This is a genomic window from Marinomonas sp. ef1, from assembly GCF_002806845.1.
GTDB lineage: Bacteria > Pseudomonadota > Gammaproteobacteria > Pseudomonadales > Marinomonadaceae > Marinomonas > Marinomonas polaris.
This window is the reverse complement of record NZ_NHTT01000007.1, coordinates 85,569-97,521: the sequence shown is the minus strand read 5'-3', so window position 1 is coordinate 97,521 and position 11,953 is coordinate 85,569. Positions and strand designations below refer to the sequence as shown.

Genomic DNA, 11,953 nt, shown 5'->3' with positions numbered 1-11,953 from the left:
GTTTTAAAAGATTTTTCAAAAGTGCAGAGACATCACTCTGCTAAATGGTTGGCGGCTCGATAACCAAATGTCATGGCTGGACCTAAAGTAATGCCGCCACTTGGATAGTGGCCACCAAAGATGCTCGACATATCATTACCAACAGCATATAAGCCTGAAATTACAGACTGATCGGGACGTAACACTTGCCCATGCTCATTAGTCTTCACACCAGAGAATGTGCCCAAACTCCCCGGTACAATCTTCACCGCATAAAAAGGCCCCTGCTCTAATGCTGCTAAAGAAGGATTAGGCGTTTGTTCTGGATCACCTTGAATATGGTTATAAGGCGATTCTCCACGCTGAAATTCACTGTCAAAACCGATCTTAGCGTCGCAATTAAAACGCGCTACAGTTTCGGTCAAAGCATCTACGGGAGCGCCTAATTTAAGAGCAAGATCGGCAAGACTTTTCCCTTTTATTAGATAGCCTGTACGCTCAAAGTAAGATGTTGGAAATGGAAAAGGTTTTGACCAACCCAGCCCCCAACGTCGTTGAGCTTTATGATCTGCTAACAACCAGCAATAAGGCTGGCTATCTGCTGGACTTGCATCAAACAAAGCGCGCATAAAATCATGATAAGAATTCGCTTCACTGGTGAAACGCTTTCCATTTGGTAGCACGGCAATAATGCCGGGGTTGGCACGCTCGATTAGATGTGGAAAATGAATTTGCTCTTTGCCATTTGGCACTAAAGAAACAGGACTCCAAGCGCCAGCGTTTGCTAGATCATCACATATTTTGGCGCCGATGGACTCCGCCATATTAATCCCATCACCTGTATTGCTTTTAGGGGCGGCAGAATAGTGACCAAACCCAGTATTACCTTTAAATTGTTCAGCCTGGCGTTTTGTGTCATGAGGGAAACCACCCGTAGCCATCACCACACCCTTGCTTGCAGAAATACTGTGTAGCTGGTCGTTGATGATCACTTCGACACCGGTAACACGACCTTGATCATCTTTAATAAGCGTGGAAACAGACGCATTGGTTTGCACCCTAACGTTTAAATCCAACGCACTTTTCAATAATGCACCTACCAAAGCGTTACCATTTACTAATTGGGTGCTGCGACCAAATCTCACCAAGTCCAAGGCGTGGCGAGTTAATCGTTTGGTAACGTACATCATGGAAGATAAACGGCGAGTAGCGTTAAAAAAGTGGCGCATATCCGCACCACTAGCAATCCCCATTCCCCAGAGTGAAATTACCGACAAAGGTGGACGAACATGATGTTTCCATTTACCTAGCTGACGACCGTCAAAAGGTGCTGCGGCAACAGAACGACCACCAAGAGCATGACCGTCTAATTCATGGAAATCAGGAATAGCATTGCCATCAACAAAATTAAGGGCTGTTTGAGTTTCAAAGAAATCGACCATTTCTGGTCCGCTTTCTAAAAATGCGTCCAAACGAGGATCGAGGCTATCAGTTTGCATTTCACTGCAAATATAACGTCGAGGTTCTTCTGCGTCTTCATGAATACCTGCTCTTATGGCAAGTGGATTACGTGGAATCCACAACCAGCCACCAGACCAAGCGCTTGTTCCACCCAGAGCATCAGTTTTTTCTAATAATAAAACCGAAAGCCCTAAGTGAGCTGCACGTACAGCGGTACTTAACCCGCCGCCTCCAGAGCCAACTACAATGACATCATATTGATTTGAAAGAGGTGTTGTTATTGGGAACTTTCTTGCCATTCTAGGGCCCTGTCTATCGTTGTTATTTACTCCCGCTTGGAGAAATACAACGAGGCTCTGCTCGCGTCTCCTAGCGCTATTGCTGCCCGCCGCAATGGCTCTACATAAGTATCCATTACTTCAGGCGTAACTCTTACCGATGGCCCGGCAACACTGACTGCTCCGATGGGTTCTCCGCTATCCGGATTACGCACCACCATGGCAATAGCAGCCATGCCATCTAAATAACTGTCATGATTCACGGCATAACCGCGCTCACGTACCGTTTTTAATACCGACAATAGATCCGCCACCGTAACTGGCGCGGAAACACCCGGCGCATTATCTTTGACTAAGCCTTGGCGCATGACCAAAGAGATAGCTTCTTCATCGCTCATGCCCGCTAACCAAGCTTGTCCACCAGCCGAAGAAGCGAGATGAACCACCTTGCCTTGGTCTTGCCCTGGCTGATAGCGCAATGCAGATGTTGAACCTTGCGATACGCCAACCCAAACCAAATCACCATTGTCAGCTAGGGACAAACGCACTAGTTCACGAGTCTGCTGAGCTAGTTCATCTAAAATAGGCTGGCTAATATTGCCAATGCCTGTCTGCCCAAGAAACGCTAAACCAAGCGAAGCCAACTTGATGGTTAACTCATAGTCCCCCATGCCTCGGACTTGCCGCACATAACCCAAACCTTCTAATTCTTTTAGCAATCGATGCACGCCACTGATTGGCATATCTAACGATTTGGCAATATCGCTCACGGCACTACCGATAGGTTGGTAAGCCAAAAACTCCATTACAGAGAGCGCTTTTGCTAATGCACTGCTCATATCACTGTCTCCCAAGTTTGTTTATGTGTCTTTTTAGACACTGCTTGGAAGTGATTGTATTCACACTAGCAAAAAAAAACCACAATGGAAACTATTTTAATTATTGAAACAGTTTCAGCTTTATGAAATAGTATAAAACATAAAGACAAAAACAAACTCTTTTTAAGAGTAAATAGACAGGTAATAAGTGATGAGCCAACTAGACCCATACAAAGGTTTAAAACAATGCTTAGACCAGACTCAATACGACATCATCGTATTAGGTGCTGGCGCGGGAGGCATGGCAGCAGCGCTCTTTGGCGCAATTGAAGGTCAAAAAGTGTTACTGATTGAGCGTACCCATTATGTGGGAGGAACTACTGCATTATCTGGTGGTACCACTTGGGTTCCAATGACGCGATATCTCAAAGACACGCCAATGAATGACACCAAAGAGAAGGTGATGAACTTTCTTGATCATGCTGTGGGTGATCGAAGTGAACGTTCGCTGCGAGAGGCTTTTTTAGAGTCTGGGGCTGAAGCCATTCACACCTTAGTTGATAACACAGAAGTAAAATTTAGAGCTTGCGCTTATCATCCTGACTATTTGGCCGATCTTCCAGATGCCTCTTTAAATGGGCGAGCTTTAGAACCACTCCCTTATGTAGCCAAACATTTAGGGGCGGCCTTAAATTTGCTGCGTCATCCCATTCCAGAATTTACGGTATTGGGTGGCATGATGGTAAATCGTGAAGATATTGGACACTTATTGGCTCGCTTTAAATCTTCTACGTCATTTTTGTATACCGCTAGAATCGTCACCCAATATGCTATCGATAGGGCCTTGTATGGTCGTACTCGTCGTAGCGTGATGGGGCATGCCTTAGTAGCTCGAATGCTGCAATCCTTGCTCGACCGCAACATAGACTTACTCGTAGACACTGAAACCCTTGCTATTAATAGAAACACAGCAGGAAAAGTAAGTAGATTAACGCTTAGCCAAAATGGTGAAGTTCGCCATTTGATTGCGAACAAAGCCATTATTTTGGCTTCTGGCGGTTTCGCTCGAAATCCTGAAAAACGCGCTAAGTTGTTACCAAAACAACTACCGGCAGATTCCCCATCTGCCGAAGGACACAGCAGCAATTTACACCACCAAGTCGAATTATTAGGCGCTCATTATGGACAAGGGCATGACCAAGCAGCATTTTGGGCGCCCGTTTCTACCCGACAACGCAAAAACGGTACGAAAGCCGTCTTTCCACATTTTGTTTTCGACCGTTCAAAACCAGGCACTTTATGTGTCGATAGCAATGGCCAACGCTTTGTAAATGAAACGGTCTCTTACCATGAATTTGGGAAAGCCATGTTAGAAGGCGGAAAAAATACAAAACACGCGTGGATCATCACCGATGCAAAAGGGCTCGCCAAATATGGATTAGGTATGGTGCGCTTGGGTGGCGACAATCCAGCACCTTATTTACAAGATGGCTACTTAAAAACAGGCAAAAGTATTAGCGAACTGGCTCAGCAATTACAAATTGATGAGACCCTACTATCTAGCAGTATTGCCAGTATTAATAGCGCAGCTAAGACGGGTGAAGACACCTTATTTGGACGCGGCAGTACGGCTTACCAAAAAGCCAATGGTGATCCAAACCAAAAGCCAAATCCAACCATAGGTGCACTTGATCAGCCGCCCTATTACGCGGTGAAACTTCAACCTGCCGACATCGGCGCCGCACAAGGCTTAGTCGGTAATAAGCACGCACAATTAATAACCATCAATAACGAACCGATTGACGGACTTTATGCCTGCGGTAATGACTTGCATTCGATTATGGGCGGAACCTATCCAGGTCCAGGTATCACTATTGGACCCGCTATTGTGTTTGCATACAAAGCAATACAGCACGCGATTAACCCTTTAAATACCAATCAAAAAAACACGATGTCGCAAACAAAAGCGACATGTGAAACACACTAATTCAGGAGTGTAGATCGATGACTATTATTACCGGTGAAACTCGTATTTTCCCTATCCTAGGCGACCCTATTGCCCAAGTACGTTCACCTCAATTTCTAACGCAAATCCTGCAACGTCGAGAAGAGAACGGCATAGTTCCGCCTATGCATGTAGCACCGGAACACTTTATAGACGTTATGCAGTCCTTACGCAAAACACAAAACGTTCATGGCATTGTTATTACTATTCCACACAAAATCCCAGCCCTAGACGCATGTGACCTAGTCTCTGAACGCGCCAAATTTGTTGGTTCTGTCAACATCATCCGTAAACAAAGTAATGGCCAATTATATGGCGACAATGTTGATGGTATTGGCTATTTAGATGGCGTCAAAAAGGAAGGTTTTGATGTTAAAGGTAAGCGAGCCCTACTAATCGGCGCAGGAGGAGCTGGGTCCGCGGTAGCATTTGAGATTCTACAACGAGAGGCAGAATACCTAGCCATTTATGACCTCGACCAAGATAGATTAAATTCACTTATCAAACGCTTAAATGAACGTTTTCCAAACCGTGCAGGAGTGGGAGATCAAGATCCAACAGGCTTTGATTTTATTGCCAACGTTACACCAGTCGGTATGCGCGCAGGCGACCCATATCCTGTAGATGTTAGCAAACTTAATAGCAAGCAATTTGTTGCAGACGCTATCACCAAACCAGAAGTGTCTCCTATGGTCGAGCATGCAAGAAGCCTCGGCTGTAACACGATGGTTGGAGCAGGCATGTTCAATGCGGAAGCTGAAATTTTAGTGGACTTCATGCTGCGAGATCACCCAATCAATAACTAAAAACACACAAATAGCGCAAAAGGCTTTCCCTTTTGCGCATTACGCCCAACTGGGCATAATTCTCTGGAGGTTATGATGAAAAAAACAATAATTGGCGCATTAACCGCACTAACATTATCCACAACAGCATTAGCTGCTTTTCCTGAAAAGGATATCCAAGGCATTATCCAATGGGGAGCTGGCGGCTCAACTGATACCGTAATGCGTTCCATCTCACCTCATGCTGAAAAGGCTCTCGGTGTCGACATTGTCTTAACCAATAAAACAGGTGGCGTTGGTGCCATCGCAATGAAATACGTCAACAGTAAAGATGATGATGGCTATACCTTATTGATGGGAGCGGAAAACCCACAAATGTATAAGGTATTAGGCTTAGGTGACATGGATTATAACGACATGATCACCATCAATATATTAGCTCGCGGTACGCCAGTTTTTGTTGCAAGAAATGATGCGCCTTACAACAACATGCAAGAATTTACTGATTTCGTAAAAGCTCATCCCGGTGAATTGAAAATTGGTTCAACGGGTAATGGTGGTTTAACCTCAATTATAATGGCAATGCTGCAATCACAAATTTCATTGGACTACACCAGCATCCCTTACAATGGCGATGGTCCAGCATTAACCGCATTACAAGGCGGCGCAATTGATGTAATGCCAGCGGTGTTAGGCGCAACTATTGAACAGATTAAAGCTGGTCGTATGAAAGTAATCGGCCTTGTAGATAAAGAGGCCAATAAACTTTTGCCAGGTGTAGCACCTATCACTGACACTTTCCCAGGTTTAAAAAGCTACCTACCTTGGGGGCCATTCTTTGGAATATTTGTAAAACAAGGAACTCCCGATGATGTCGTCAAGAAGCTTCAAGGCGCATTCCAACAGGCTGCTTTTCACCCCGATTTTATTGATTTAATGCAAAAACGTGGCTTTACGATTCTGAATATTTCAGGAGAAGAAGCCAATTACTTTTTAAGTGGCTATCGCTCTACTTCTTCTTGGTTAGTTCATGAAGCAGGTTTTTCTAAGCGATCACCAGAAGAGTTCAATATTCCGCGTCCTTAACCTTAATAAGGCTATTTACTGAATTTTGATACATTAATTTGAATCACCCAAGAAGCTAATTTCCATTGCTTCGCTCTTAGCGGGGAGCGTCCTTCCCCGCCGTTTTTTTTCAGCATTGTCGGAGAGTCGTGATGAATCACCCCACTAGCCGTCGACCAGGTGAACTTCTGTTCAATCTGCTCGTTTTAATCGCCAGTTTGTTTCTGTTTTGGCAGGCATACGCCATTGCACAGTTTTCTTCATTAAGCTCATCAGGAGCACTGCCTCTTGCCGCTACGAGCATAATGGTAATAAGTGCCTGCTTGGTGCTTATTAAAACGATACGCCTTCCACTAGAACCACACGTACGTTTTATTCGGCATATATTCCCTCCGGTTATCGGCGTAGTTATGGCGTTAATTTTGATGTTCGCAGTTATGTTAGAGCCGATTGGCTTCATTCTATCTGCCGCTATTTTCTTATTTATTGCGATGACATTTTTACATCGTAAAGGATGGGTAGTCAGCCTTGGATTAACCCTTGTTTCTTTGGCCTTTGTGTATTGCGTATTCCGACTTATTTTTAAAGTTATTTTGCCTGAAGGCATTATTCCTGAACGCGAAATTATGGCGGTCATATCTCATTGGTTTAGTGCAAATTTTTAGGAAAATACAATGGAAGCTCTTTCGTTTTTTGCTATTTCTTGGATTTCCCCTCAACTCCTTGCGCTTACCGCGCTTGGTACATTTTTAGGGATTTATGTAGGTGCTATACCAGGCTTATCAGTCACCATGGCAGTCTCTATTCTCATCTCATTTACCTTTTCGTGGGAGGTAAATAATGCTTTATGTTTGATGGTTGGGGTATATATGGGTGGCGTTTATGGTGGCTCTCGAACCGCCATATTGCTAAATATTCCTGGGGCTCCTTCCGCCATTGCTACGGCGCTTGATGGTTATCCTCTCGCACAAAAAGGCTTAGCGGGTGAAGCCATTGGCTTATCAACAGTAATGTCTGTTATCGGAGGCTTCGTTGGCATTTTCGTATTAGCTGTCGCAGCACCATTTGTTAGCGATTTTGCCATCAGCTTTCAGCCAAGAGATTATATGCTGCTAGGTGTTCTAGGCATCATGCTGGTCGGTTCTTTATCTGGTAATAGTCTTGCAAAAGGTGTGTTAGCTGGATCGTTTGGCGTGTTAATTGGTACGGTAGGACTTGACCCCCTGACAGCAGAAGAGCGTTTTACATTTGGTGTCGTTGAACTCTGGAATGGCATTAATCCAGTTGCGGTTATGATTGGACTTTTTGGTATTTCCGAAGCCTTAACACAGCTACATTTCATGCATAAAGCCAGCGTCAAACAAGTCATCAATCGCATCATCCCTAAATGGAAAGATGTAAAACGCTACTTACCTTTAAGCTTACAATCCTCTTCGGTTGGCGTAATTGTCGGGGCATTACCAGGTACTGGTGGCGATATTGCCGCATTAATGGCCTATGACTATGCTAAACGTACGACTAAAAACCCAGAAGTTGAATTTGGCAAAGGAGCAAAAGAAGGATTAGTTGCGCCGGAGTCTGCAAATAATGCCGCTGTAGGTGGAGCTTATATTCCGATGCTGACCTTAGGTATTCCTGGGGACGCTGTAACCGCGGTATTCATTGGCGCTTTGTTTATCCACGGCTTAAACCCTGGCCCATTGCTGATGATAGAACAGCCCGAAATTTTTTGGTTTACTGTGGGTAACTTAACCCTCGCCAATATCTTCATATTGATTTTCGGTTTAACTGGTATTCGCTTATTCGCTAAGCTAGTTGAATGCCCAAAAGGGGTCTTAATCCCTATTATATTCTTGCTGTCTATTGTGGGCGCTTACTCTATCAACAATGCAATCACGGACGTTTGGTGGATGCTTGGGTTCGGCGTAATCGGTTACTTTATGAAACAGTACGGTTATCAGGTTGGCCCAGTTATTCTTGGGGTGATTTTATCTCGACTGATTGACGAGAACTGGCGACGAGCCATTCTGTCTGAACAAGGCAGCATTGCAGGCTTTTTTGGTGAAGCTTTCACTAGTCCACTGTCTTGTGTACTACTGGCAACAATTGTCTTTATTTTTATCTCACATACCCCTTTATGGACTCGTTGGAGAAAAACTAAATCGTCCAAAAGCTAAGCGTTTAACGTCATAATTAAGCTCAAAAAAATACCGAATGATCTCTTCAAAATAAGAAGCATCATTCGGTATTTTTATATTAGCCGTCGCTATTTTTTTAGTCTTAAGCTTTGAGCTTATGCACTAAGCCCTGAATGCCCAATACATACCCTTGTACGCCCATACCAACAACAATTCCTGCTGCAGCAGGCGATATGTAAGAATGATGACGGAAAGCTTCACGAGCGTGTACGTTAGAGATGTGAACTTCAATCACCGGTACATCAGCGCCTTTTATTGCATCGTGAAGAGCAACAGATGTGTGAGTATAAGCACCTGGATTGAATACTACGCCCAATACTTCGCCCGCTTTAATACGGCGACCTGCTTCATGAATTAGATCAATCAATACACCTTCATGGTTAGATTGATGGCATTCCACCTCATGGCCTAATGACAATGCCGCTTCGCGGCACATAACTTCCACATCTGCTAGAGTCTCATAACCATAAGTTGCTGGCTCACGAATACCCAATAAATTTAAATTTGGGCCGTTCAATACCATGATGGTAGACATAATAATTTCTCCTATAAATCAGCGTAAATATTCAATCAATCGCATTGCTATATTTTCATACAAAAAAGCGGAGTAAGACGCTCAAGGTAAAAAATGACAACACGGTAGTAATTAGCAAAGTACTAGCACAAAAACTGCGCGATCCATATTCCCCACATACAATTGGATAAGAACTGAACATAGATACCGAGGCAAAAATAACCACTGCAATTTTTAATTCGTTTGGCATGGTGGGTGTAAGTAACAAGAGCAAGGTGACAATCACCGGAAATAAGACCAGTTTGCCAATCGCCACCAGCAATATGGGAGCCCATTGACCTTTAATCGTCACACCCACCAAAGACCCGCCAATAACAATCAAGGCCACTGATGAGGCCGCTGCTGCCAGTAAATTAAAGCCTTTGCCTATAAAGCTCGGCAAGCTCAACTCAAACACAGAAAATACTAGCCCTGCGACCAAGGCAATTAATAACGGATTCGTTGAGATACGCTTCAGGACAACCATAAATAGGCTTTTCCCGTTACTCTCGCTCTTACCCAACACAGTTTCGATAAAAATTAAGCAAACTGGCAATAAAATGATATTTTCGACCATCAATGACATCACAAAGGCCTGCGTCAAAGGGTAATCAAAAAACTGTAATAAGACAGGAAAGCCAATAAAAGCGCTGTTTGACATGGTCGCCCCAACGCCTCTCACGCCGGCATCTACCAAACCACTTTTAAGTAATCGCCAGCTCAGTAACACAGTAATAAAAAAGGTGGCTAAACCACTCGCGGCGTACACGGCAAGATAGTCAAAATGTAGGACTTCTTTTAACTCCATGCTGGAAAGCTTTATAAAAATCAAAGCTGGCAAAGCTAGGTATAAAACAAAACGGCTTAACCCAGGTATCGCCGCTTGGGGAAGGAAAGAGTATCGAATGCTGAGAAAGCCAATTAGGATCAGAAAAAAGATCGGGGCTATGATGCTAATTACGGCTTCCATGTCATCATTTCCTCGTTGTTACATACATTAGATTGACTTTGAGTCTCTGTATTTTTCATTAGTTAAAATATCCTTACGAAGGATGAGTATTAGGCGATGGCTTTAGATTTTACTTTTAATGGTATTTTCTCAGCGTCCGGTAAAAACAAGCCTTTTTGAATATGCGAGTCCAAAATGGCCAATACAAACTCGGTTTCATCATCAAGAAGGTGTTTAAGCAATTTTTGGTGCTCTTCTACGGAGGCCTGTCCGCGAAATGGCCGACGGTGCAACGCCAATACCTGATAACGCATGTAAAGTTCAATCACCGAAGCATGATAGCGAATAAGCTGCTGAGAACCACAATGAGACACCATGGTAACGTGAAAATCTCGATCTGCTTTTTCCCACGCCTGAACATGACTGCTTTCATCTTCCATCATCAGCTTTTCAACACAATTCAAGCGAAAATGCGCACTTATCAAAGCTGACTTCCACTCCATTTGACCCGCTTTATTTTCCATTGATTTACGCACGGCCGACAACTCTAACATCTGTCGAAGCTCTAATAATTCACGCAAATCTGCGGTAGAAACAGGTTTTACCGAAAAGCCTTTTTGATCAACAAACATCACAAAACCGTCTGATACTAAGCGCATCAAGGTTTCACGCAAGGTATTCACACTGGCACTGTAACGGATTCGCAGAGCGTTTAATTTAAGCTTTTCACCGGGTGAAAGCTTTCCTGTCACAATATCTGAACGCAGTTGTTCATAGACGGATTGCCCAACCAATTTACGGTCATCGGAGTTAATCATAAAAAATTCTAAAGGCCTTTTATTTTTTTTGTAAGACCTATGCACTATATCATGAGCAAAGATATCTTAGTTGCTGAGCCCCATAGAATAAATGACAAAAAGACGCCATTTAGCGTCTTCTTTCCATTATTTATCCTATGAATTTATTTAGTTACCAACAATCTCTAGATCAACGAACTGACGACATTGTATTTTTCACGGAACTGGTCCCAAACAGGTTTCACATCCGTTATTTCCTGACCCGTGAAAATTTCGAAGGCATCGATGCCTTGATAAAAGAACAAATCAAAGCCTGACACAATTTGCAGACCTTTTTTATTCGCTTCCACTAAGAATTCAGTATCCATTGGGGTGTAAACCGCATCAAATGCCCATTTTTGTCCTTGAATCAGCTCCGCAGCCAATGGCATGCCTGGACTTTTCAAATGGCCAACAGGTGTACAGTTTACCAATCCATCTACTTCTGCGGCTGCTTCTGCAATGTCTTCTTTGGCAACAACACGCGCCTTGTAGCCAGCTTCATTAATAGCATCAACCAAAGATTGTGCACTACGTTCGCTCAAATCGGTGACCAATACTTCTGTCGCCCCCACTTCAAACAAGGCAAAACCAATTGCTCGACCCACACCACCAGCACCTATCATCAGCACTTTACCTGCTGGTAAATCCCCGACTCGACCTTTATAACCGCGAATAAAACCAGTGTAATCGGTATTAAAAGCACACACTTTGCCGTCTTTTAGCAACAAAGTATTACTCGCACCGACTTTCTTCACCGCGTCGTTTACTTCGTCTGCGCTGTCGATGGCGATTTGTTTATAAGGAAAAGTAACATTAGTGCCGACAAAACCTAAGGCACGAATTTCAGCAAGCTTGGTGTTAAAGGATTCCGCCGTATCATCTTCTGGCACTTGCAACTGATAATCCACTGGCAATTGCTTTAGTTCACCCAACATCATGTGTAAAGAAGGAGATCGAGAAGCGGCAATAGCCTGACCAATTAGACCTATATGTAACATTGTAATTGCCTCCAACGTATTCCAA

The 11,953-nt window shown here is 43.7% G+C and carries 11 protein-coding genes; 5 read left to right on the top strand and 6 right to left on the bottom strand.

Annotation, left to right across the window (positions count from 1 at the left end):
• Positions 1–32 precede the first annotated feature (32 nt).
• A complete protein-coding gene (locus CCS02_RS11485) occupies positions 33–1,739 on the bottom strand; it encodes an FAD-dependent oxidoreductase (RefSeq protein ID WP_100636616.1) in 1,707 nt (568 codons plus the stop codon).
• A gap of 26 nt (positions 1,740–1,765) precedes the next feature.
• Positions 1,766–2,557: an IclR family transcriptional regulator gene (locus CCS02_RS11480; protein ID WP_072840150.1), complete on the bottom strand. Its 792-nt coding sequence runs from the start codon at positions 2,555–2,557 to the stop codon at positions 1,766–1,768.
• A gap of 190 nt (positions 2,558–2,747) precedes the next feature.
• Between CCS02_RS11480 and CCS02_RS11475 the strand changes: the two genes are divergently transcribed.
• The 5 genes from CCS02_RS11475 (at position 2,748) to CCS02_RS11455 (ending at position 8,568) form a co-directional block, all read left to right on the top strand.
• Complete coding sequence (locus CCS02_RS11475; protein ID WP_100636615.1) at positions 2,748–4,523, top strand: FAD-dependent oxidoreductase; 1,776 nt, start codon at positions 2,748–2,750, stop codon at positions 4,521–4,523.
• A 17-nt stretch (positions 4,524–4,540) separates the two neighbouring features.
• On the top strand, positions 4,541–5,347 hold the full coding sequence (locus CCS02_RS11470; protein WP_100186471.1) for a shikimate dehydrogenase family protein: 807 nt from the start codon (positions 4,541–4,543) through the stop codon (positions 5,345–5,347).
• Positions 5,348–5,422: 75 nt separating this feature from the next.
• Positions 5,423–6,412 (top strand): Bug family tripartite tricarboxylate transporter substrate binding protein, encoded by a 990-nt coding sequence (locus tag CCS02_RS11465; protein ID WP_100186472.1) that lies wholly within the window; start codon positions 5,423–5,425, stop codon positions 6,410–6,412.
• A 131-nt stretch (positions 6,413–6,543) separates the two neighbouring features.
• Entirely contained in the window at positions 6,544–7,056 is a 513-nt protein-coding gene (locus CCS02_RS11460) for a tripartite tricarboxylate transporter TctB family protein (protein ID WP_100186473.1), read from the top strand.
• 9 nt (positions 7,057–7,065) lie between these two features.
• Positions 7,066–8,568, top strand: a complete 1,503-nt coding sequence (locus CCS02_RS11455) for a tripartite tricarboxylate transporter permease (RefSeq protein WP_100186474.1) — start codon at positions 7,066–7,068, stop codon at positions 8,566–8,568.
• Positions 8,569–8,671: 103 nt separating this feature from the next.
• Here CCS02_RS11455 and aroQ read toward each other — a convergent pair whose 3' ends face one another.
• The 4 genes from aroQ to CCS02_RS11435 form a co-directional block, all read right to left on the bottom strand.
• Positions 8,672–9,124 (bottom strand): type II 3-dehydroquinate dehydratase, encoded by a 453-nt coding sequence (aroQ, locus tag CCS02_RS11450; RefSeq protein ID WP_100636614.1) that lies wholly within the window; start codon positions 9,122–9,124, stop codon positions 8,672–8,674.
• 55 nt (positions 9,125–9,179) lie between these two features.
• A complete protein-coding gene (locus CCS02_RS11445; protein WP_100186475.1) occupies positions 9,180–10,112 on the bottom strand; it encodes an AEC family transporter in 933 nt (310 codons plus the stop codon).
• An 89-nt stretch (positions 10,113–10,201) separates the two neighbouring features.
• Complete coding sequence (locus CCS02_RS11440; protein ID WP_100186476.1) at positions 10,202–10,909, bottom strand: GntR family transcriptional regulator; 708 nt, start codon at positions 10,907–10,909, stop codon at positions 10,202–10,204.
• Between the two features lie 164 nt (positions 10,910–11,073).
• The gene (locus CCS02_RS11435; RefSeq protein ID WP_100636613.1) at positions 11,074–11,928 is read right to left on the bottom strand and encodes a shikimate dehydrogenase family protein; all 855 of its coding nucleotides are present in this window, start codon (positions 11,926–11,928) and stop codon (positions 11,074–11,076) included.
• Positions 11,929–11,953 lie beyond the last annotated feature (25 nt).